The 20833-nt window shown below is 68.0% G+C and carries 20 protein-coding genes, 1 other RNA gene and 1 pseudogene; 9 read left to right on the top strand and 13 right to left on the bottom strand.

Annotated features, from left to right (window positions below; translation table 11 throughout):
- Window positions 1–33: 33 nt before the first annotated feature.
- Both TY51_RS01480 and TY51_RS01475 read right to left on the bottom strand, forming a co-directional pair.
- Window positions 34–1890 (bottom strand): extracellular solute-binding protein, encoded by a 1857-nt coding sequence (locus TY51_RS01480; RefSeq protein ID WP_042244929.1) that lies wholly within the window; start codon window positions 1888–1890, stop codon window positions 34–36.
- A gap of 142 nt (window positions 1891–2032) precedes the next feature.
- Window positions 2033–2563 carry a cytochrome c family protein gene (locus TY51_RS01475; RefSeq protein WP_042244926.1) on the bottom strand — a complete coding sequence of 177 codons (531 nt, stop codon included), beginning with the start codon at window positions 2561–2563 and terminating at the stop codon, window positions 2033–2035.
- A 120-nt stretch (window positions 2564–2683) separates the two neighbouring features.
- Here TY51_RS01475 and TY51_RS01470 point away from each other — a divergent pair, with 120 nt between their 5' ends.
- Complete coding sequence (locus TY51_RS01470; protein ID WP_042244923.1) at window positions 2684–3544, top strand: prephenate dehydratase; 861 nt, start codon at window positions 2684–2686, stop codon at window positions 3542–3544.
- A gap of 6 nt (window positions 3545–3550) precedes the next feature.
- Here TY51_RS01470 and TY51_RS01465 read toward each other — a convergent pair whose 3' ends face one another.
- On the bottom strand, window positions 3551–4009 hold the full coding sequence (locus tag TY51_RS01465) for an SRPBCC family protein (protein WP_042244920.1): 459 nt from the start codon (window positions 4007–4009) through the stop codon (window positions 3551–3553).
- A 331-nt stretch (window positions 4010–4340) separates the two neighbouring features.
- Between TY51_RS01465 and TY51_RS01460 the strand changes: the two genes are divergently transcribed.
- The 3 genes from TY51_RS01460 (at window position 4341) to ffs (ending at window position 6348) form a co-directional block, all read left to right on the top strand.
- The gene (locus tag TY51_RS01460; RefSeq protein ID WP_231558844.1) at window positions 4341–5639 is read left to right on the top strand and encodes a metallophosphoesterase; all 1299 of its coding nucleotides are present in this window, start codon (window positions 4341–4343) and stop codon (window positions 5637–5639) included.
- Complete coding sequence (locus tag TY51_RS23000) at window positions 5582–6199, top strand: 5'-nucleotidase C-terminal domain-containing protein (protein ID WP_231558849.1); 618 nt, start codon at window positions 5582–5584, stop codon at window positions 6197–6199. The genes TY51_RS01460 and TY51_RS23000 overlap by 58 nt, the downstream gene beginning before the upstream one ends.
- Before the next feature lie 50 nt (window positions 6200–6249).
- Window positions 6250–6348: signal recognition particle sRNA small type (ffs, locus tag TY51_RS20695), an RNA gene on the top strand.
- 271 nt (window positions 6349–6619) lie between these two features.
- Here the strand turns inward: ffs and pheT are convergent.
- Window positions 6620–9006, bottom strand: a pseudogene (gene pheT / locus TY51_RS01455) (phenylalanine--tRNA ligase subunit beta).
- A gap of 171 nt (window positions 9007–9177) precedes the next feature.
- Between pheT and TY51_RS01450 the strand changes: the two are divergent.
- The 3 genes from TY51_RS01450 (at window position 9178) to TY51_RS01440 (ending at window position 11493) form a co-directional block, all read left to right on the top strand.
- Complete coding sequence (locus TY51_RS01450; RefSeq protein WP_156117824.1) at window positions 9178–10404, top strand: DVUA0089 family protein; 1227 nt, start codon at window positions 9178–9180, stop codon at window positions 10402–10404.
- Window positions 10405–10705: 301 nt separating this feature from the next.
- On the top strand, window positions 10706–11005 hold the full coding sequence (locus TY51_RS01445) for a TM2 domain-containing protein (RefSeq protein WP_042244914.1): 300 nt from the start codon (window positions 10706–10708) through the stop codon (window positions 11003–11005).
- Between the two features lie 107 nt (window positions 11006–11112).
- Complete coding sequence (locus tag TY51_RS01440; RefSeq protein ID WP_042244912.1) at window positions 11113–11493, top strand: TM2 domain-containing protein; 381 nt, start codon at window positions 11113–11115, stop codon at window positions 11491–11493.
- A 41-nt stretch (window positions 11494–11534) separates the two neighbouring features.
- Here the strand turns inward: TY51_RS01440 and pheS are convergent, their stop codons facing one another.
- The 4 genes from pheS to TY51_RS01420 form a co-directional block, all read right to left on the bottom strand.
- Window positions 11535–12617 (bottom strand): phenylalanine--tRNA ligase subunit alpha, encoded by a 1083-nt coding sequence (pheS, locus tag TY51_RS01435; RefSeq protein WP_042244909.1) that lies wholly within the window; start codon window positions 12615–12617, stop codon window positions 11535–11537.
- A 75-nt stretch (window positions 12618–12692) separates the two neighbouring features.
- Window positions 12693–14099, bottom strand: coding sequence for a sodium:alanine symporter family protein (locus tag TY51_RS01430; protein ID WP_042244906.1), 1407 nt, complete (start codon window positions 14097–14099; stop codon window positions 12693–12695).
- Window positions 14100–14162: 63 nt separating this feature from the next.
- Complete coding sequence (locus tag TY51_RS01425) at window positions 14163–15443, bottom strand: cytochrome P450 (protein WP_081994645.1); 1281 nt, start codon at window positions 15441–15443, stop codon at window positions 14163–14165.
- A 130-nt stretch (window positions 15444–15573) separates the two neighbouring features.
- Window positions 15574–16494, bottom strand: a complete 921-nt coding sequence (locus tag TY51_RS01420) for a LysR family transcriptional regulator ArgP (protein ID WP_042244903.1) — start codon at window positions 16492–16494, stop codon at window positions 15574–15576.
- Between the two features lie 90 nt (window positions 16495–16584).
- Here TY51_RS01420 and TY51_RS01415 point away from each other — a divergent pair, with 90 nt between their 5' ends.
- Window positions 16585–17193 carry a LysE/ArgO family amino acid transporter gene (locus TY51_RS01415; RefSeq protein ID WP_042244901.1) on the top strand — a complete coding sequence of 203 codons (609 nt, stop codon included), beginning with the start codon at window positions 16585–16587 and terminating at the stop codon, window positions 17191–17193.
- Between the two features lie 60 nt (window positions 17194–17253).
- Here the strand turns inward: TY51_RS01415 and TY51_RS01410 are convergent, their stop codons facing one another.
- From TY51_RS01410 to pyk, 5 genes are all read right to left on the bottom strand, one after another.
- On the bottom strand, window positions 17254–17436 hold the full coding sequence (locus tag TY51_RS01410; protein WP_042244898.1) for a CsbD family protein: 183 nt from the start codon (window positions 17434–17436) through the stop codon (window positions 17254–17256).
- 126 nt (window positions 17437–17562) lie between these two features.
- Window positions 17563–17922, bottom strand: a complete 360-nt coding sequence (gene rplT, locus TY51_RS01405; RefSeq protein ID WP_042244895.1) for a 50S ribosomal protein L20 — start codon at window positions 17920–17922, stop codon at window positions 17563–17565.
- A gap of 15 nt (window positions 17923–17937) precedes the next feature.
- Complete coding sequence (gene rpmI / locus TY51_RS01400; RefSeq protein ID WP_042244892.1) at window positions 17938–18138, bottom strand: 50S ribosomal protein L35; 201 nt, start codon at window positions 18136–18138, stop codon at window positions 17938–17940.
- Window positions 18139–18247: 109 nt separating this feature from the next.
- On the bottom strand, window positions 18248–18472 hold the full coding sequence (locus tag TY51_RS01395; RefSeq protein ID WP_156117823.1) for a hypothetical protein: 225 nt from the start codon (window positions 18470–18472) through the stop codon (window positions 18248–18250).
- A gap of 30 nt (window positions 18473–18502) precedes the next feature.
- Entirely contained in the window at window positions 18503–19948 is a 1446-nt protein-coding gene (pyk, locus tag TY51_RS01390; RefSeq protein WP_042244890.1) for a pyruvate kinase, read from the bottom strand.
- Between the two features lie 98 nt (window positions 19949–20046).
- Here pyk and TY51_RS01385 point away from each other — a divergent pair, with 98 nt between their 5' ends.
- Window positions 20047–20799, top strand: a complete 753-nt coding sequence (locus tag TY51_RS01385) for an N-formylglutamate amidohydrolase (protein ID WP_042244887.1) — start codon at window positions 20047–20049, stop codon at window positions 20797–20799.
- Window positions 20800–20833 lie beyond the last annotated feature (34 nt).

Here is a 20833-nt window from a genome sequence, read left to right as displayed (position 1 = left end):
AATCCGCGCCGGGAAATCAAGCGCATCGCTGTCTCAGCGCAGTTGGCCCGCCGCCCGCAGCTCGTCCGCGCGGGGCTGGTCGTACCACCAGAAGTCGGTGACCCCCAACCCATAGGGCGGCAGGCTGTCGGGCCGGTCATAGACGTCCCAATAGGCGACGGTGTGCACCGGCTTGTACCATTGCGGGATCCAGAACCGCAGGCTGCGCAGCGCGCGGTCCAGCGCGCGGATCGCCAGCGTGTTCTCCTCCAAGGTCGATGCGGCGCTGCCGATCTCGATCAGGCGGTCGATGGCGGGGTTCGCCAGGCCCATCGGGTTGAACACGTCGTCGCTGTGTTCGGACCCAAAGGCCTGCGCGGTGCCGCCGCCGATGCCGTAACCGTTGCCCAGGCTGTCGCGCACGATGTCGAAATCGTGGCTGCGGGTGCGGGTGGTCAGTTCCGACGGATCGACCCGCGACAGGACCGCGTCCACGCCGATGGCGCGCAGGTTCTCGACATAGGGGTTCACGATGCGATCATAGCTTTGGTTGAAGTCCAGGAACTCGACCCGCAGCGTCTGCCCCGCGGCGTTGCGGCGAATGCCGTCAGTGCCGGTGGCCCAGCCCGCCTCGTCCAGCAGGGCCGCCGCGCGGCGCGCGTTGCCGCGGTCCAGCTGGCGTTCGCCGCTGACGGGGGTGGTGACCGGGTCGTCGGTCAGGATGCCCGGCGGCAGATCGGCCGCCACAGGCTCCAGCAGGGCCAGCTCCTCGGGCGTGGGCGGGCCTTCGGCCTGCAGATCGCTGTTGTCCCAGAAGCTGTCCAGCCGGGTGTTCATCCCATAGAACAGCGCCTGGTTCGACCATTCGAAATTGAACATCAGCCCGATCGCCTCGCGCACGCGGATGTCCTGAAACTTCTCGCGCCGCAGGTTGAAGACCCAGGCGTCGCCCGATGCGATCACGCCGTCGGGGATCTCCTCCTTGACGACGGCACCGGCGGCGACGGCGGGAAAGTCATAGCCGGTCGACCACAACTGCTCCGACGGCTCGACCCGGAAGGTATAGATGCCGGCCTTGAACGCTTCGAAGGCGGCATCGAAATCGCCGAAATACTCGAACTTCAGCGTGTCGAAGTTGTGCCGGCCCTGGTTGATCGGCAGGTCCTTGCCCCAATAGTCCGGGTTGCGCCGCATGGTGATCGAGCGCCCGAAATCGGCGCTGTCGAACATGTAGGGGCCGGAGCCCAGGAACGGCGTGGTGCTGGTCTGCTGGATGTCGCGGCCCGTCGCTTCGAACTCGGCGCGCGAAAATATCGACTGGTTGCCCATCAGGCCCAGCACGTCGCGGCGTTCGATGTCGGGCATGAAGTCGAACCGGATGCGGTGCGTGTCCAGCACGGTCGCGCCGGCGACGCGGGTCCGCAGCGCCTCGCTGTAGGACGGAAAGCCCTTGTCGCGCAGCAGTTCGAACGTGAACAGCACGTCGTCGGCGGTCAGCGGGCTGCCGTCGCTGAAGCGCGCTTCGGGGCGCAGGTTGAAGATGATCCAGTCGCGGCTTTCGGGATATTCCACCGTCTCGCACAGCAGGCAGTACATCGAATAGGGATCGTCCAGCACCGATTCCATCAGCGGTTCCAGCATCATCACCGATGGCGCCGTGGCCCGTCCCCGGAAGGTGTAGGGGTTGTAGCTGTCGAAGGTGCCGATGCCGTGCTGGGACATCTCGCCGCCCTTGGGCGCGTCGGGGTTCACATAGGGCAGATGCGGAAAGTCCGCGGGCAGCACGGGGTCGCCGAAGGTGGCGATGCCATGCGTCTTGATGACCGTCGGATCGCTGGCCGCGTCCTGCGCCCAGGCAGGGACCACGGCGATTCCAAGAAGCAGCGTGGCAAGGCGGGCGGCGTGGCGCATGTATTCTCTCCCGGGCTGAACCAGCGAGAGGCTAGGCCAGCGGGGGGCCGGGCTTCAAGCCGCGATTTCGTGAACGCGCGCCAAGAAAAAACCCCGGCGTAGGGCCGGGGTTTCGCAATGTCGGACCGTCAGGCGGGACGGATCAGGGATTGGCTTCCAGGAAGGCGATCAGGTTGGCGCGTGCCTGCGGATCGCGGATGCCGGCAAAGCTCATCGCGGTGCCCGACACCAGGCCGCGCGGGTTCTCGATGAACGCCTGCAGGTGGTCGGCGTCCCAGACGGGATATTCCGCGACATGGTCCGTCATCGCGCCGCTATAGCCAAAGCCCGCGATGCTGGCGGTGGCGCGACCCACGACACCGTTCAGGTGCGGGCCGACGCCGTCGCTGCCGTCCAGGGCGTGACAGGCGCGGCATTTCGCCCATTCGCGTTCGCCCGCGGCCGCATCGGCCGATGCCATCAGGGCCGCAAAGTCCAGCGGCGCTTCCTCTTCGCCCGCCGGGACGGTTTCCGGCACGGGGATGGTATAGGCCTGCGCGATTTCCTCGTCGCCGTGACCGCCGCCATGTCCGACAGTGAACAGGCCGCTGGCTGCCCAGTTGGCCAGCATCAGGAACAGCAGCGCGCCAATGAGGGCGCCGGCTGCCTTGGTCAGGGTCATCGTATTGAACATCGCGTGCGGTCCCGCCTTGGTAAGCTCGTCAGGTCGAGCGGTATGTATCCGCTTTCGCTTTCAAGGATCAAGGTATAGTTACCCCGGCACGCTCAAATTTCGAACAGCGGGGGCCCGGCCATGACCACGAATCGCATCGCGTTCCAGGGAGAACCGGGTGCCTACAGCCACGAGGCCTGCCGCAGCGCGCGTCCCGGAATGGAGGCCCTGCCCTGCCGCACCTTCGAGGACGTGATCGAGGCCGTGCGCGCGGGCGACGCCGACCTGGCCATGCTGCCGGTCGAAAACTCGACCTATGGGCGTGTGGCGGATATCCATCACCTACTGCCCGAATCCGGCCTGCGTATCATCGACGAGGCCTTCGTGCGCGTCCATATCAGCCTGCTGGCGGTGCCCGGCACCACGCTGGATCAGGTCCGCGAGGCGATGAGCCACACCGTCCTGCTGGGCCAGTGCCGGGGCTTCCTGCGCAGCAACGACATCCGCGCGATCACCGGGGCCGACACCGCCGGTTCCGCCAAGGAGGTCGCCGCGCGCGGCAATCCGTCGCTGGCGGCCTTGGCCGCCCCCCTGGCGGGAGAGATCTATGGCCTGGACCGCCTGGCCGACCGGATCGAGGACCGCCAGAACAACACGACCCGATTCCTGATCATGTCGCGCCAGGCCGACGACAGCCGCCGGTCGGACCGCATGCTGACCAGCTTTGTCTTCCGGGTGCGCAACATCCCGGCGGCGCTGTACAAGGCGATGGGCGGGTTCGCCACGAACGGCGTGAACATGACCAAGCTGGAAAGCTATATGGTCGACGGCGTGTTCACCGCGACCCAGTTCTATGCCGATATCGAGGGCCACCCCGAGGACGCCAACGTCGCCCGCGCGCTGGACGAACTGAGCTATTTCACCTCCAGCCTGGACATCCTGGGTGTCTATCCGGCCGATCCGCTGCGCGAGGCGCAGCGCCGGGCGACGCTGGCGGACTGATCCCGCCTAGCGGGCAAAGCTGCGCATCTGCTGCACGAAATCCTCGATCCGGCGCTGAAAGCGGCGGTCCAGCTGCGCCTTGCCCAGCTTGGCGGTCTGCAGCATCAGCCGAGCCTTCATGTTGCGCGGCCGCACCTCGGTCTCGAAGATCAGGCGCGACTTGACCCGGCTCAGCGCCACGACGGTGGCCACCACGGTCAGGTCCAGCGCGTCGGAATGTCCGGCCATCATCATCTGTTCGGGGCGGTCGAACCGGGTAACGGCCAACCGCAGGTGCCGCGCCTTGCCCCGCCAGTCGAAGCCGATGTTCCAGCCCATGCCGATCCCCGGCTCGTTCGACGGATCGATGCGCGCCACGGTTGCACCGCGGCCGATCAGCATCCGTTCCAGAGCGTCGAAATTTCCGACCACCTCAAACAGGCGTTCCGCGGGAAGGTCGGTGTCGATCCGCGTGGAGAACTTCATCTGAAACGACCCAATGACCCTTCCGGGACGGCCAGGACCGTCCACCCTTCCCAACGCAGATAATCCGGATCGCGCGGCAGGTTCAACCGGGGGATTAACTTTGCGCGGCGATCGCACCTGAAAACCCCGACACGCCCGTCTGCGGCGCATTCCTTCGGTCAAAGGCAGATTGCGCCACAATGCCCTGAAAAACAGCCCCTTCTTCAATCTTTGGTTGTGCGATCCGAAATGTATACAGTAAGCATGGGGTCGATATGTCGTCCGTGCCCGGAATGGACATGGCGGCATGCGCAACGCGGCGTCGGGCGATCAGATGTTTGACAGGAAGACGATGCAACTGCCCGCCACGGCCGCGGATCATCCGCCCCCCGATGGCATGACGCTGCGCATCCTGGCCACCAGCGACCTGCACATGCATCTGCTGCCCTACGACTATCTGGCGGACCGCCCGTCGGACCGGATCGGGCTGGCACGCACCGCATCGCTGATCGAGGCACGGCGGGCCGGGCCGCATGCCAGCGTGCTGCTGGACAACGGCGATTTCCTGCAGGGCGGCCCGATGGGCGATCTGGTGGCGCGGCGCAGCGGGCCGTTTGCGGGTGTCCACCCGGCCATCGCGGCGATGAACGCGCTTGGCTATGACGCGGCGGCGCTTGGCAACCACGATTTCAACTTTGGCCTGCCCTTTCTGCGGCGGGCGGTGGCGCGGGCGCGCTTTCCGATGCTGGCCGCGAACCTGACGGTGCGGCGCGGGGTCGATTTCGCCGCCACCTGCGTGATCGAGCGTCAGTTGACCGATCCGCAGGGCAACCCCGTGCCGCTGCGCATCGGCGTGATCGGCTTTCTTCCCCCCCAGACCGAGGAATGGGACCAGGACCTGCGCGCCGTCATGCGCAGCGACGACATCCTGGACTGTGCCCGCCGGATGGTGCCCCGGCTGCGCGCCCAGGGGGTCGATCTGGTCGTGGCGCTGGCGCATAGCGGCATCGGCGCGCCCGATCCGCTGCCACGGATGGAACATGCGGCCCACGCGCTGGCCGCCCTGCCGGGCATCGACGTCCTGATCGCTGGCCACACGCACGAGGTCTTTCCCGGCCCCCGCTGGCGCGGCCGCCCCGGCATCGACGCAGATCTGGGGACGCTGGCGGGCAAGCCCGCGGTCATGCCGGGGTTCGGCGGCTCGCATCTGGGGGTGATCGATCTGCGCTTTGCTCGGCGCGCGGATGGCGGGCTGGCGATCGACCGCTTTGCCGTGCGCGCCGAATCGGTGACGCCCGCGATGCCGACCGCGGTGCTGGTCTCGCGCCAGGTGGCGACGGCGCACAAGGCCACCCTGCGGCAGCTGTCCACGCGCATCGGCCGCACGGCGCAACCCCTGAACAGCCATTTCGCGGTGATCGGGCATGATTGCGGCCTGCGCCTTGTGAACCTCGCGCAGCGCTGGCACGTCCGGCAGCGGCTGGCGGGCACGCCGGATGCCGGGGTGCCGGTCCTGTCGGCCTCGGCGCCTATCGGGCCGGGGGGCGGGGCGGGCCGCAGCATTACACCGATGTCCCGGCAGGCACGCTCAGCCTGCGGCATCTGGCCGACCTCTATTCCTTTCCGAACCGCATCACCGCGATCCGCCTGACGGGGGCACAGCTGCGCGGCTGGCTGGAACGATCAGCCAGCCTGTTTCACCGCGTGGATCCCGGCGCCCGCGACGCGCCGCTGCTGAACCCGGACTTTCCCGCCTATAACTTCGACGTCATCGACGGGGTCAGCTGGCGGATCGACCTGTCCGCCCCGGCCCGGTTCCACCCCGACGGGCGCACGGCCGATCCGCAGGCCAGCCGAATCCGCGACCTGACCTGGCAGACGCGGCCCATCGCGGACGACCAGCCCTTCGTACTGGCCACGAACTCCTATCGGCTGGCAAGCTGCGGCCTGTTCAGCCCGCTGGTGTCGCGCAACACTGTTATCCTGGATCGCGACGCGCTGACCCGGGACGTTCTGCGCCGCTATGTCCGCCAGCTTCGGCGCGTGCGCATTCCGGCGCGGCCGAACTGGGGTTTTGTGCCCCAGCCCGGCACCTCGGTCCTGTTCGAGACTGCGCCCGCGGCCCTGGACCGGCCCGTGCCCGACCCCGACCGGATGCAGGGCGTGGGGCTGAACGACGACGGTTTCGCGGTGATGCGGCTGACGCTGTAAGCCGCGCGCATGGGCTTGCATCCGCCGCGCGGCCATCCTATCTGTGCGCCCGAGAGGTTGGCGCGGGCAAGCGCCTCGCCAAATCGGTCAGGTCCGGAAGGAAGCAGCCGTAACGAGTCCCGCATGGGTCGTTGTCCAGCCTCTCACCCGTTCCCACATGCGATTATCCTGTTTTCCTGCGCCGCACGGCGTCAGGCGGGAACCACCCTGCCCCTTTCCGGTTGTCCTGCGTAAACCAACAGGAGACCGACATGCTCAAGTTCATCGGCGGTGCCGCAGGCATCATCTTCATCATCGGCCTGCTTGTCGTGATCGGCATCCTGTCGCTGATCTTCTAAGACGCGCATCGATTGCCCGACATGAAAAGACCCCGCCCGGAGATCCGGTCGGGGTCTTTTCGTTGCGGTGGCGCGCACCGGGTCAGGCGCGCAGGCGGCCGCCCGTGGCCTTTTCGACCTTTTCGACGATCTTGCGGCTGACCGCCTCGATATCGGCATCGGTCAGGGTCTTGTCGCGCGGCTGCAGGCGCACGGTGATGGCCAGCGACTTCTGCCCGCCCTCCAGCCCCTGGAACTGATCAAAGACCGACACGCCGGCGATCAGCGCCTTGTCGGCGCCGGCGGCGGCATTGACCAGGGTCAGCGCCTCGACCTGCGCATCCACGACAAAGGCGAAGTCGCGGTCGACAGCCTGCAGTTCCGACAGTTCCAGCGCTGGTCGCGTCGGCGTCTTGGCCTTGGGGAAGGGCACTGCGGCCAGATGAATCGTAAAGCCCACGGCCGGGCCCTTGACGTCCATCTGGCGCAGGACCTTGGGGTGGATTTCCCCGAACGTGGCCAGCACGTTGGGGCCCAAGGCGATGTTGCCCGACCGTCCCGGATGCCACCAGCCATCCAGCTTGCGGTTGACCTGAGCCTTGGCGGGCGCGCCGATGGCGTTCAGGATCGCCTCGGCATCGGCCTTGGCGTCATACAGGTCCACCTTGCGGCGGCTGCCGAACGGGTCGCGCGGCGCGGTCTGGCCGACCAGCAGACCGCTGATGCGGACCGCCTGCTCGCCCGGCTCTCCGCCCGAAAAGACCGGGCCCATCTCGAACAGCGCCAGGTCGGCAAAGCCGCGCGCCTGGTTGCGCGCCGCGGCCTGCAGCAGGCCGGGCAGCAGGTCGGGACGCAGATGCGACATCTCGCTGCTGATCGGGTTGTCGACGCGCACGGCGTCGGAACCGCCGCCGAACAGCGCCGCCGAGGCCTGGTCGATAAAGCTGTAGGTCACGCATTCGTTGTAACCCAAGGCCGCCGCCATCCGACGCGCGGTCTTTTCGCGGACCTGCAGCGGTGTCAGCACGGGTTTGGGCACCCCCGCCTGCGCGCGCGGCAGGGGCTTGCCCTGCAGCTTGGTCAGGCTGGCGATGCGGGCGATCTCCTCGACCAGATCGGCCTCGCCCAGCACGTCGGGGCGCCAGGACGGCACATGCGCCATGTCGCCCTCAAGGCGAAAGCCAGGGCCTCCAGCGTGGCGCGCTGATCGGCCTCGGGGATGTCCATGCCCACCAGGCGGCTGGTCCGCTGCGGGTCCAGGCCATAGGCGCGTGCCGTGTCGGGCAGCGCGCCCGCGGTCACGACCTCGGAAGCCTCGCCGCCGCACAGGTCCATCACCATGCGCGTGGCCTTCTCCAGCCCCGACAGGGTGAAGGCCGGGTCGATGCCGCGTTCGAACCGATAGCGGGCATCGCTGTTGATCTTCAGCGCGCGGCCGGTGGCGGCGGTGCTGATCGGGTCGAAATAGGCGGCCTCGATGAAGACATCGGTCGTCTCCTCGGACGCGCCCGAAGCCGCGCCGCCCATGATGCCCGCGATGCTCTCGATGCCGTGGTCGTCGCAGATCACCACCGCGCCTTCGGGCAGGACATAGGTCTTGTCGTCCAGCGCCACCAGTTCCTCGCCCGCCCGCGCGCCGCGCAGGGTCAGGCCGCCCGCGACCTTGGCCGCGTCAAAGACATGCAGCGGGCGGTTCAGGTCGAAGGTGAAGAAGTTGGTGATGTCCACCAGCGCATTGATCGGGCGCAGGCCGATCGCGCGCAGCCGCTTTTGCAGCCAAGCGGGCGACGGGCCGTTCGTCACGCCCCGCACCACGCGGCCCGCAAAGAACGGTGCCTTGGCGGCAACCCCGGCGTCGATGGTCACGCCCACCGGACAGGGGAAAGCCCCCGGCACCGGGTCCACCGCCACGGGTTTCAGCGTCCCCAGACCGCGCGCAGCCAGATCGCGGGCGATGCCGTGGACGCCCAGGGCGTCGGGACGGTTCGGGGTGATCTTGATATGGATCATCGGGTCGATCTTGTCGGGCGCGTTCTGCGCCAGCCAATCGACGAAGCGCTGGCCGACCTCGCCCGAAGGAAGCTCAATGATGCCGTCATGCTCCTCGGACAGCTCCAGCTCGCGTTCGCTGGCCATCATGCCGTGGCTTTCGACGCCGCGGATCTTGCCCACGCCAAGCGTCGTGTCGATGCCAGGGACGTAATCGCCGGGCTTGGCCAGCACGACCGTGATGCCCGCCCGCGCATTGGGCGCGCCGCAGACGATCTGCTTTTCGCCCTCGTCCGTCATCACGCGACAGACGCGCAGGCGGTCGGCATCGGGATGTTGCTGCGCATCCTCGATCCGCGCCAGGGTGAACGTGCCCAGCTTGGCCGCGGGGTCGGCGATCTCCTCGACCTCCAGGCCAAGGTCGGTCAGCGCCTCGGCGATCTGGTCGAGGGTCGCGGTGGTATCCAGATGCTCCTTGAGCCAGGAGAGGGTGAACTTCATGGCGTCTGCCTTCCGGGTCGGCCCGCACGGGGACTTTGCCGCCTTGAACCGTGCCATGCGGTCTGGGTCAAGCCGGATCGGCGGATTTCCACGATTGCAGGGCAATTCACGGTGCTTGCCGGGGGGCCTGCGCGGTGCGACTGTGCCGCGAAGCAACCTCAAGGTGTCATCATGAGTCTCATGTCCCGTCTTGCCCCCCTGCCCCTGCTGCTGCTGGCGACCCTGCCCGCGCAGGCGCAGGACGCCCCGCCCCAGCCCCTGTGTTCCGGCCAACCCGCCACCTGGCTGGGCGAAAGTCCGGATGCCAGCGACATCACCGCCGCCGGTGCCGCCCTGTCCCGGCAGATGACCACCACCGCCAGCGACAACCCCTATGCCATGTTCCGCGTGACCGGCGACATGCAGCCCCTGCGGCTGGAGGCGATGTCGGACGCCGACCCGTCGATCCGACTGGAGACGCCGGACGGCGACCTGCTGGCCGAGAATGACGACGCCATCGGGCTGAATTCACGGATCGAACAGTCGGTCGGGCCGGGCGATTACTGCGTGCGGCTGATCCCCATCGGGGACGCGGACATGACCGCCACCGTGCAGCTGACCCGCCCCGAGATGCCCGCCCTGCTGGCCGATCCGGTCGATACCACCATCGCCGCCTGCACCGCCGACACCCCCGCCGAAAGCCTGGGCCAAGGGCCGCTGGACGCCGCCCTGCCCGCGCAGGCGCAGACGGACGGCACGGTGCGCTATCTGAAATTCGCGTTGGAAAACAGCGCGTCCGTGACCCTGCGGGCGGTCAGCGACGGGCTGGACCCGAACATGGTGCTGTTCGACAGATCGGGCGCGCAGATCGCGGCCAATGACGATGCGGACGGGCTGAACGCGCGCCTGGATTTCCCAAGCGGGCTGGCCGCGGGCGACTATTGCCTGGGCGTCGCGCCGATTTCCTCGGGCGAGGGCACGATCACCGTCAGCGTCGAGGCGCTGGACCGCGACAGCTATCTGCGCACCGCCTGGCGCAAGGGGGAGCTGGCGCCGCCCACGGACGGCGATTACCCGATGCAGGCCATCGACCTGGCCGCGGACCGCGAGACGGTCGTGCTGCAGGACGGCACCGCGCAATGGCTGACCTTCACCCTGGAACGCGAGACGGCGCTGATGGTCAGCGCCTATGGTGGGCTGGTGGGCGTGGACGCCAAGCTGGCGCTGTTCTCTCGGGACGGGGCGGTGGTGGCGCAGGCGGACGACATGGACGGCAGCGTGGATGCGCGGTTGGGGCCGGTCGTGCTGGAACCCGGAGAGTACCGGATGGCGCTGACCGACGTGAACCGCCCCGATCAGCCGGGCGCGCCGATCCGGCCCGTGGGCCTGGTCTTCGAGCGGTTCGAACGCGTCGAATAGCGGCGTTGCGCACCCCGCGCCTGTTGCGCGGACGGTGCTGGTGCAGGGCCCCCGCTGCGCGATGCGGCCGGGGGCCTTATTTCATTGGGTTTGCCCCCGCACCGGGGCTGCACCGGGCAGGCACCGCGCGTGCACAGGCTGTACACCGCTTGCGCGCGGTGGTGTTGCGCGTGGCAGAGGTATTTCGGGTATTTGGCCAACGGAGAGGATCGGGGGCCGGATCTTGTCTTGCGGCGGCGGGTTCCTATCTTGAAGGCGCGCACCGATGTGGCGCGCGGATTTTGACAGGAGAGCCGGACGGATGGATGTGCAGCGCGAATTGCTGATCGAGCAGCGGGTGGCCAACGAGGCGAAATCGCCGCTGATCGCCTATCTGCTGCTGATCTTCCTATGGGGGTTCGGCGTGCACCGCATGTATCTGGGCCGCTGGATCAGCGGCTTCATCATGCTGGCCATCTGGGGCGTGGGCTGGCTGACGGTGCCGATCCTGATCGGCTGGCCGGCGGTGGGGTTCGTGGTGCTGTGGTGCATCATCGACCTGTTCCTGATCCCCGGCATGGTCCGTGCCGACCGCGAGGATATCCGGCGGCGGCTGCGCTGAACACGCGCGTGTTAACCGGATGGTGACGTTTCCGTGATCTAAAATCGGGGATCATGTTATGGCGGTGATCATCACCGCCATATTCCATTTGAACCGGAGATTTCACCGTGCGCCTTGATACCAACCAACAGATCCTGATCGAACAGCGCGTCACCAATGATGCCAAGTCGCCCGTGATCGCCTATCTTTTGCTGGTCTTCCTTGGGGGGTTCGGTGCGCACAGGTTCTATCTGGGCAAGACGGGGACCGCAGTGACGATGCTGATCCTGTGGATTCTGGGCTGGGTCACCGCGATCATCGGTGTCGGACTGATCCTGCTGGCTGCGGTCGGCATCTGGGCCTTTGTCGACCTGTTCCTGATCCCGGGGATCATCCGGGCCGATCAACAGGCCCTGCGCCAGAAGCTGGCCTTCGAGATGGGGGCCTATGCCACGCCGACCGCCCCTGCCCTGTCAGCGTCCTCTGGGGCGATGCCCGTCACCGGCTGACGGCTTGCGCGTGCCGCCCCGGATGGGGCGGCGCGCGGCATTCAGCGGCTGAGACCGCCGCTGATGCTGGGCACGTCGCCGGCGGCGAAGCCGTAGTGGCGTAGCCAGCGGAGGTCCGATTCGAAGAACGCGCGCAGGTCGGGGATACCGTATTTCAGCATCGCGATGCGGTCGATGCCCATGCCGAAGGCGAAGCCCTGCCATTGGTCGGGATCGATCCCGCCCGAGCGCAGGACGTGGGGGTGGACCATGCCCGAGCCCAGGATCTCCAGCCAGGAATTGCCCTCGCCGATCTTCAGCTGGCCGCCCTCCCAGGAGCAGCGGATGTCGACCTCGGCCGAGGGTTCGGTGAAGGGGAAATGCGACGCGCGGAAGCGCAGCTCGACCGAAGGGACCTCGAAGAAGGCGCGGCAGAATTCCTCCAGCGTCCATTTCAGATGGGCCATGCTGATGTCGCGGTCGATGGCCAGGCCCTCGATCTGGTGGAACATCGGCGTGTGGGTCTGGTCCATGTCCATGCGGTAGACGCGGCCCGGCGCGATGACGCGGATGGGTGCGCCCTGATCCTGCATGGCGCGGATCTGGACAGGCGAGGTGTGGGTGCGCAGCACGTGCGGCGGCCGGTCGTCGCCGGGTGCGCGGTGCATGAAGAACGTGTCGTGTTCCTGGCGTGCGGGGTGTTCTGGGGCGATGTTCAGCGCGTCGAAATTGTACCAGTCGCTTTCGACCTGCGGACCTTCGGCGACGGCGAAGCCCATGTCGGCGAAGATCGCGGTGACCTCGTCCGTGACTTGGCTGATCGGGTGGATCGTTCCCTGGCGACGCGGGCGGCCCGGAAGGGTCACGTCCAGCCATTCGTCCTTGAGGCGCGCGTCCAGCGCCGCATCCTCAAGCGACAGCTTGCGCGCGCGCAGGGCGGCGTCGATCTCGTCGCGGATCTGGTTCAGGGCCTTGCCGGTGGTCTGGCGTTCCTCGGGCGACATGCGGCCCAGTTCGCGCATGCGCAGGGACAGATCGCCCTTCTTGCCCAGGGCCGCCAGGCGCACTTCCTCGATCGCCTGAGGGTCGGTGGCGGCGTTGATGCGGTCAAGCCATTGCTGGCGCAGGGGGGTCAGATCATCCATCGCGGGCCTCTTTCACGTTGCGCCCGCGTTAGCATGGCCGGGCGCGCGGGGTAAAGGCCGCGCGCCCGGACCGGATTATTTCCAGATGTCACGGTTCACGCCCGGCGCGATGCCGGGGTGGTCGGCGATGTGGAACTGCGGTTCGGTCCCCGCCTTGCGCTGGCGCAGATAGTCGCGGGTGACGACCGCGACGGTGCCCGACAGCGCGACGATGGCGATCAGGTTGATCGTGGCCATCAGGCCCATGCTGGCATCGGCAAAGTTGAAGACGGTCGTGACCGCCTGCAGCGAGCCCCAGATCACCATGCCCAGCGCAGCCAACCGCAGGACCATGATCCCCGGCTTGCCCGCACCCAGATAGACGATGGCGTTTTCGGCATAGGAGTAGTTGCCGATGATCGAGGTGAAGGCGAAGAAGAAGATCGCCACCGCCACGAAGATCTGGCCGAAATTGCCGAAATGGTCGGTCAGCGCGGCCTGGGTCAGGTTCACGCCGGTCAGCTGTTCCGAGGGCATGACGTCGGCCAACAGGATCATCACCGCCGTGGCCGTGCAGACCAGGATGGTGTCGATGAACACGCCCAGCGCCTGCACGAAGCCCTGGCTGGCCGGGTGGTGCGGGTTCGGCACCGCGACGGCGGCGATGTTGGGGGCCGAGCCCATGCCGGCCTCGTTCGAGAACAGGCCGCGCTTGATGCCGTTCAGCATCGCGGCCATGACGCCGCCCGCGACGCCGCCCACGGTTTCCTGCAACCCGAAGGCAGAGCGCACGATGCCCGCCAGGATGCTCGGCACCTCGGTGATGTTCATCACCAGGATGATGATCGCCGCGATCAGGTAGAGGCCCGCCATCAGCGGCACGACCAGCTGCGCGGTGCGCGCGATCTGGGGGATGCCGCCGAAGATGATGACACCCGACAGGACCGCGACCGCGATGCCCACCATGCCGGCGCTGACGCCGAACGCGCCCTCGACCGCCTGGGCGATGGAGTTGGCCTGGACCGCGTTGAACACCAGGCCGAAGGCGATGATCAGTGCGACCGCGAACAGCGCCGCCAGCCAGGGCAGGCCCAGGCCGCGGGCGATGTATTGCGCGGGGCCGCCGCGATACATGCCGTCGGCGCCATGCGTCTTGTAAAGCTGCGCCAGCGTGGATTCCGCATAGGCCGTGGCCATGCCGACCAGCGCCACCATCCACATCCAGAAGATCGCGCCCGGACCGCCCAGGGTCAGCGCGACCGCGACGCCCGCGATGTTGCCGGTGCCCACGCGGCTGGCCAGCGATACGGACAGTGCCTGGAAGGGGGTGATGCCGTCCTTGTCCGTCTCTCCGGAGCCGCGCACGCAGCGCCACATCTCGGCAAAGTTCAGGAACTGGATGAAGCCCAGACGGACGGTGAAATAGATGCCTACGCCCAGCAGGCCGTAGATCAGGACGTAGTTCCAGAAGATGTTGTTCAGGAAATCGACGATGGCGGTCATGGCGTTCTCCGCTGCCTTTTCAAGTGGCAGTCTGTAACAGCCATGTGAGTGACCGCAAGCCGCTTAGTCGCGCCGCGTCACCGTCAGCCAGACCCCGCCTTCGGGGCGGAGCGTCAGGATCATGCGCGGCTGGGGTTCGCGCCCCGGCACGCGGGCAAAGCGGAAGCGGGCCAGCAGGGTCGACAGGATGATCACCGCCTCCTGCAGCGCAAAGCTGGCGCCGATGCAGATGCGCGGCCCCGCCCCGAAGGGCAGGAAGGCATAGCGGTCGGGCGCGGTCAGAAAGCGGTCGGGGTCGAAGGCGTCGGGCCGGTCCCACAGCAGGTGGTGGCGGTGCAGGGCATAGATCGGCATCATCACCGTGTCGCCGGGATTGACCTGGCGCCCGCACAGCGTGTCGCGGGCCTGGGCGGTGCGCGACAGGAAGGCGGCGGGCGGGTACAGGCGCAGCGTCTCGTTCACGATGCGCATGGTCAGGGGCAGCGCGCCCAGATCGGCGGCGGTGGCGGCGCGGTCGCCAAGGGCGGCGCGGGCCTCGGCCGCGGCGGCTTCCTGGATGTCGGGGGCGAAGGCCATCAGGTACAGCGCCCAGGCCAGGGTCAGGGCGGTCGTCTCGTGCCCCGCCACGATGAAGGTCAGCAGGTTGTCACGCAGCTCGTCCCGGGTCATCGTGCGGCCGGTCTCGGGGTCCTGGGCCACCAGCAGCAAGTCCAGAAGGTCGGGCGGCCCGTGCTTTTCGGCGGCCTGCGCGCGGGCGGCGATGGACTGGTCGGCGATGGCCTTCATCCGCTTCAGACCAGGCCCGGAAAACAGCCGCCCCGGCCGTGGCAGCCAGGCGGGCAGGCCCAGCACGTCCATCAGCGACAGTTTCGCGGTCTGCGCGATATAGGCGTCGATCGACTGGTGCACCGCGTCGCGGTCGAACATGCCGTCGCCGGAAAAGGTCACGTCCGAGATCACGTCGAAGGTCGCGGCCACCGTCTCCTGGAACAGGTCCACCGGGCCGCGCGCCTGCGACAGGCGGCGGCAGGACGCCTCGGCGGCGGCGGTCATCACGGGGCCAAGCGCCTCGACATGGCGTTGCGCGAAGGCGGGGGCCGCGGCGCGGCGCTGCCAGCGCCAATGCGCGCCTTCGGCCACGAACAGGCTGTCGCCGATGGCGGGGTTCAGGATCAGCTTGGTCGTCACCGATTTCGGATAGTCGTCCAGCTTTTCCTTGAGGATCCGGCGCAGGGCCGTGGGGTCCATCACCATGTGCCAGCTGACGCCGGTCTTGCCCGAGACGATGGGCTGGCGGGTGGCGATGGCGGGGATCAGCTCCAGCACGTTGCGGCGCGCGGTCATGGCGGTGCCCCACAGGCCAAGGGCACGGTCGCCAGCGGCACCTTGGCGGGGTCGGCTTGGGGCAGGTCGAACATGGGGGCGGCCTTTGGCTGGGGCGATCCCTTCAAGCTGGGGCCGCGGGGGCCGCGGGTCAACCGCCGGGTGGCGGCGCAGATGTCGCGGGCAACAGCGCCGCGGATGCCGCCGCCTGCACCGCGCGGGTCAGCCCGGCCAGCCTGTCCGCCGCCAGCCGCCCGATTTGCCAGTAGAGTGCGACGTCCAGCGGCGTGTCCGGCACCATCTGGACCAGCCGCCCCGATGCCAGGTCATCCGCGACCAGCATCGCCGGGTTCAGCCCCCAGCCCAGCCCAGCCCGGCAGGCATCCACGAACCCCTGGGTCGAGGCCAGCCCGTGCGCGGGCAGCACCGGGGACTGCCCCGTGACCTGCCGGACCCATGCCAGCTGCAACCCGTCCTTGCGGTCGAAGGCCAGCGCCGGGGCGCGGGCCAGCGCAGCCGCCGTCACCCCGTCCGGGAAATGACGCCGCATGAAATCGGGGCTGGCCGTCGCGTGATAGCGCAGGCGACCCAAGGGCCGCACCGCGCAGCCCTGCACCGGGCTGTCCAGCGATGTCACCGCGGCCAGCACCCTGCCCTGCCGCAGCCCATCGGCGGTGTGCTGTTCGTCGTCGATGGCGATCTGGAACAGGTGGCCGCTGTCACGCGCATGGGCGGCCAGCGCGGGCATCAGCCAGGTGCCCAGGCTGTCGGCATTGGTGGCGATGGTCACCGTCACCCGCGCCGCATCGTCATCGGCCAGACCCGGCAGGTGCTGGGCCAGCGTCTGTTCCAGCATGCCGACATGGTCCATGTGACGGCACAGGCGGGCGCCGGCCTCTGTCGCGGTGCAGGGCTGGCCGCGGCGGATCAGAACGGTGCCAAGCCGGTCCTCCAGCGTGCGGACCCGTTGCGAGATGGCCGACGGCGTCACGCCAAGGATGCGGGCCGCCCCGTCAAAGCTGCCGGTCTGCACGATCATCGCGACGGCGCGGGCGGCGGCATAGTCCAGCATCAGTTTTCCTTACCCAGGCTTAGCAACATGAATTTGTCTAATCCGCCGCCGGGGGCTAGATCAAGCGCGACCCCATGACCGGATGCCCCCATGAACCTTGCGATCTTTCTGACGGGACTGATGACCGGCCTCAGCCTGATCATGGCGATCGGGGCGCAGAACGCGTTCGTGCTGCGGCAGGGGCTGCGCGGGGACCACGTGCTGGCGGTCTGCCTGACCTGCGCGCTGTCGGATGCGGTGCTGATCGTGCTGGGGGTGACCAGCTTCGGGCGGATCGCCACGATGCTGCCGTGGATCGACCCGGTGATGCGCGTGGCGGGGGCCGCGTTCCTGATCTGGTACGGCGCCCGCAGCCTGCGCGCGGCGATCAGCGCGACCGGCGCGCTGGAGACGAGCGGTGCGGGCGGGCCCGGCGGGCTGCGCCGGACGGTGCTGGCCTGTCTGGCGCTGACATGGCTGAACCCGCATGTCTATCTGGATACGGTGGTGCTGCTGGGCACGATCTCGACCCGGTTCCCGGGGGATCAGGGGGCGTTCGCGGCAGGGGCGGTGACGGGGTCGTTCCTGTTCTTCTTCGCCTTGGGCTATGGCGCGGCATGGCTGCGGCCGGTCTTTGCGAACCCCACCGCATGGCGCGTGCTGGAGGCCGTCATCGCCGTGGTCATGTGGTCCATCGCGGCCAAGCTGCTGCTGGGCTGAGGGGCCACCATGAAAAAGGCCCCGCAAACGCGGGGCCTTAGCAGTCGAATCGGGTTACGATCAGATGTCGTTGCCCAGCTTGCCCTTGACGGTGCCCGACACGTTCTGTGCGGTCCCTTTTGCCTGCTGCGCCTTGCCTTCGGCTTCCAGACGCTCGTTGTCGGTCATCTTGCCGATGCCCTCTTTCACGTTGCCTGCCAGCTTGTTGCCTGCGGCTTTCGCCTTGTCGGTCATCTCGCCCATGGGGATCTCCTTGATGGGTGTGTCTCTATGGGGGAATAACGCCGAACCGGCGCGCGGGTTCCGCGCATGACAAAGGCCCGCCCCCGGATCGGGAACGGGCCTTTGCGGCAATGCGGTGGGCCGCGATCAGGCGGCGGCTTTGGCCTGTGCCACGATCGCGCCGAAGGCGTCGGGCTCGTTCACGGCCAGGTCGGCCAGGACCTTGCGGTCAACCTCGATGCCAGCTTTCGACAGCAGGTTGATGAAGCGCGAATAGGTCATTTCGGTGTCGATGGCGCGGACGGCGGCGTTGATGCGCTGGATCCACAGCGCGCGGAAGTTGCGCTTGCGGTTCTTGCGGTCGCGGGTCGCGTACTGGTTTGCCTTGTCGACAGCCTGGGTGGCGGTGCGGAAGTTGCGCGAGCGCGCGCCATAGTAGCCCTTGGCTTGCTCAAGGACTTTCTTGTGACGGGCGTGGGTCACCTTGCCGGATTTAACGCGGGACATGTGTGGTTCTCCTGATCAGCGAGCGTAGGGCATGTATTTCTTGACGATCTTGGCATCCGCATCCGACAGGATGGTGGTGCCGCGCGCGTCGCGAATGAACTTGGTCGTGCGCTTGATCATGCCGTGGCGTTTGCCGGCCTGACCTGCCTTGACCTTGCCCGAGGCCGTCATCGAGAACCGCTTCTTGGCAGCGGATTTGGTCTTCATCTTCGGCATTTTCATCTCCTTCATCAGAGTGAACGCGCGGCTCGGCAATGCCATGTCGGCCGGCCGCACGGGAACGGAAGCGTCGCCTTACACAGGCGCGCGGGATTGTGCAAGAGGGTCAGGAGGCGGGCGTACCGCCCGTGACCGTCCGCAGGGCGGCGGGAATCGTGTCCGCGCCGAACGGTTCGGGGTCCAGATAGGCCCCCGCGAACAACAGGACGATCCCGCCCAGCAGGGCCAGGATCGCCGCGCGGGGCGGCTGCGTCTGCAGCAGCTGGACCACGGCCAGCACCACGGACAGCACGCACAGGGCAACCCCTGCCAGCAGAAGAAGATCGGACATCAGCACCCCCCGGGTTTCAAGGCCCCAGCGTTATTCCGGGTCGGTGGCGAAGATCAAGCGGTCATCGCAGGGTGCGATGCGCAGGATGTTCGTCGTGCCCGGCACGTTGAAGGGCACGCCCGCCATCACCACGACCTGCCGCGTCTCGTCCGCGAACCCGTATTCGCGGGCCGCGCGGGTGCCGATGATCACGGCCTCCTTGAAGCGCGACATGCGCGGGGTGGTCACGCAATGCGTGCCCCAGGTCAGCACCATGCGGCGCGTGACGGTCAGGATCGGCGACAGCGCCAGAATCGGCACGCGGGGCCGTTCGCGGGCGATCAGGCTGATCGTCTTGCCCGACTGGCTGAACGCGCAGATGGCGGCCACGTCGGTGGTCTCGGCGATCTCGCGCGCGGCAGTCACGATGGCGTCGGGGACGGACGACAGGCTGGCCTTGCGCGCCGCCTCGATGATCGAGCGATAGTTCGGGTCGGCCTCGACCGAACGGGCGACGTTGTCCATCGTGCGCACGGCCTCGACCGGGAAGCTGCCGGCGGCGCTCTCGGCGGACAGCATGACCGCGTCGGCACCCTCATAGATGGCGTTGGCGACGTCGCTGACCTCGGCGCGGGTCGGCATAGGGCTGTCGATCATCGATTCCAGCATCTGGGTCGCGACGATCACCGGCTTGGCGGCGCTGCGGCACAGGCGGACCAGACGCTTCTGGATCGGCGGCACGGAATGAACGGGCAGTTCCACGCCCAGATCGCCGCGCGCGACCATGATCCCGTCGGAGGCCTGCAGGATCTCGTCAAAGGCGCGGACGGCGGCGGGCTTTTCGATCTTGGACAGGATCGCGGCGCGACCCTTGGCCAGGGTCTTGGCCTCCTCGACGTCCTCGGCGCGCTGGACGAAGGACAGCGCCAGCCAGTCGACGCCCAGCTCGCAGGCGAATTCCAGGTCCGCGCGGTCCTTGTCCGACAGCGCGGCCAGCGGCAGCACCACGTCGGGGACGTTCACGCCCTTGCGGTCGCTGATCGCGCCGGCGACCGTGACCACGCAATCGGCGAAATCGGGGCCGCATTTCTGCACCGTCAGGCGGATCTTGCCGTCATTGACCAGCAGTTCCGACCCTTCGATGAGGGCCGCAAAGATCTCGGGGTGCGGCAACGAGACGCGGGTCGCATCGCCCAGATCAGGCGCCAGGTCGAACCGGAAGTGATCGCCCACGGCCAGATCGTGCGGCCCGGCGGCAAAGGGACCCACGCGCAGCTTGGGGCCCTGCAGGTCGGCCAGGATGGCGATGGGACGGCCGGTCTCGGCCTCGATCTCGCGGATGGTGGTGTGGCGTTCCCGGTGGTCGTCGTGGCTGCCATGGCTCATGTTCAGGCGGAACACGTCGGCCCCGGCATCGAACAGGGCGCGGATCATCTCCTTCGACGATGATGCCGGTCCCAGGGTTGCCACGATCTTCACGTTGCGATGTCGTCTCATCATCCCGCCCTTGTCTCAGGTTTAGCGCTATCTATGCCGCAATTGCCGATGGTCGGCAACTGGCGTCTGTCCGCCGTTCGTCGTAGACAGCCTGCATCATGACCGATGACACGACAGCGACGCCCTTCCGCATCCTGGGTCAGGACCGCCCCTCGCGGTGGCTGATCACCTGCGATCACGCCACGAACCGCGTGCCCGACTGGGTCGGCGGCGGCACCCTGGGCATCGCGCCCGCCGACATGGCGCGCCACATCGCCTATGACGTGGGCGCGGCGGGTCTGACGGAACGGCTGGCCGAACGGCTGGACGCGCCTGCGATCCTGTCCGATTTCTCGCGCCTGGTGATCGATCCGAACCGCGGAGAGGACGACCCCACCCTGCTGATGCGGCTCTATGACGGGACGGTGATCCCGACGAACCGGCTGGCCGACGCGGCCGAGCGCCAGCGCCGGCTGGACCGGCTGCACCGTCCCTATCATGCGGCGCTGGCGCGGGTCGCGGCGCTGCACCCGGACCGCTGCATCTGCGCCGTCCACAGCTTCACCCCGCAGTTGCGCGGACGCCCGCCCCGGCCGTGGCAGGTGGGCATCCTCTATTCGCATGCCGATGCCAGGCTTGGGCCCGCGATGGTCGCCGCCTGTCGCGACGAGGGGTGGATCACCGGCGAAAATCAGCCCTATGACGGGCATCTGGACGGCGACAGCGTCGATCGCCACGCCCTGCGCCACGGCCGGCCGAACATGCTGATCGAGGTGCGAAACGACCTGATCGCCACACCCGGAGGCCAGCAGATCTGGGCCGACCGGCTCGCCCCCGTCATCGCCCAAGTGCTGGACGCCAGCGGGTTGTGACGACGCCGGGGGGTGCGGGGGGCTGGCCCCCCGC

It is taken from the genome of Paracoccus sp. PAMC 22219 (genome assembly GCF_000787695.1).
Classification (GTDB): domain Bacteria; phylum Pseudomonadota; class Alphaproteobacteria; order Rhodobacterales; family Rhodobacteraceae; genus Paracoccus.
Note: the sequence above shows the minus strand (reverse complement) of the source record. Positions and strands in the feature narration are given on the sequence as shown.

Excerpts from the sequence above, each read along its gene's own strand:
- TY51_RS01445 (WP_042244914.1), top strand. The coding sequence starts at position 10,706 with ATGGATGTGCAGCGCGAATTGCTGATCGAGCAGCGGGTGGCCAACGAG.
- TY51_RS01470 (WP_042244923.1), top strand. The coding sequence starts at position 2,684 with ATGACCACGAATCGCATCGCGTTCCAGGGAGAACCGGGTGCCTACAGC.
- TY51_RS01460 (WP_231558844.1), top strand. The coding sequence starts at position 4,341 with ATGCAACTGCCCGCCACGGCCGCGGATCATCCGCCCCCCGATGGCATG.
- TY51_RS01385 (WP_042244887.1), top strand. The coding sequence starts at position 20,047 with ATGACCGATGACACGACAGCGACGCCCTTCCGCATCCTGGGTCAGGAC.
- TY51_RS01465 (WP_042244920.1), bottom strand. The coding sequence starts at position 4,009 with ATGAAGTTCTCCACGCGGATCGACACCGACCTTCCCGCGGAACGCCTG.
- TY51_RS01475 (WP_042244926.1), bottom strand. The coding sequence starts at position 2,563 with ATGTTCAATACGATGACCCTGACCAAGGCAGCCGGCGCCCTCATTGGC.
- TY51_RS01415 (WP_042244901.1), top strand. The coding sequence starts at position 16,585 with ATGAACCTTGCGATCTTTCTGACGGGACTGATGACCGGCCTCAGCCTG.
- TY51_RS01430 (WP_042244906.1), bottom strand. The coding sequence starts at position 14,099 with ATGACCGCCATCGTCGATTTCCTGAACAACATCTTCTGGAACTACGTC.
- TY51_RS01410 (WP_042244898.1), bottom strand. The coding sequence starts at position 17,436 with ATGGGCGAGATGACCGACAAGGCGAAAGCCGCAGGCAACAAGCTGGCA.
- rplT (WP_042244895.1), bottom strand. The coding sequence starts at position 17,922 with ATGTCCCGCGTTAAATCCGGCAAGGTGACCCACGCCCGTCACAAGAAA.
- TY51_RS01420 (WP_042244903.1), bottom strand. The coding sequence starts at position 16,494 with ATGCTGGACTATGCCGCCGCCCGCGCCGTCGCGATGATCGTGCAGACC.
- pyk (WP_042244890.1), bottom strand. The coding sequence starts at position 19,948 with ATGAGACGACATCGCAACGTGAAGATCGTGGCAACCCTGGGACCGGCA.
- TY51_RS01425 (WP_081994645.1), bottom strand. The coding sequence starts at position 15,443 with ATGACCGCGCGCCGCAACGTGCTGGAGCTGATCCCCGCCATCGCCACC.
- TY51_RS01450 (WP_156117824.1), top strand. The coding sequence starts at position 9,178 with ATGAGTCTCATGTCCCGTCTTGCCCCCCTGCCCCTGCTGCTGCTGGCG.
- rpmI (WP_042244892.1), bottom strand. The coding sequence starts at position 18,138 with ATGCCGAAGATGAAGACCAAATCCGCTGCCAAGAAGCGGTTCTCGATG.
- TY51_RS01480 (WP_042244929.1), bottom strand. The coding sequence starts at position 1,890 with ATGCGCCACGCCGCCCGCCTTGCCACGCTGCTTCTTGGAATCGCCGTG.
- TY51_RS01395 (WP_156117823.1), bottom strand. The coding sequence starts at position 18,472 with ATGTCCGATCTTCTTCTGCTGGCAGGGGTTGCCCTGTGCGTGCTGTCC.
- pheS (WP_042244909.1), bottom strand. The coding sequence starts at position 12,617 with ATGGATGATCTGACCCCCCTGCGCCAGCAATGGCTTGACCGCATCAAC.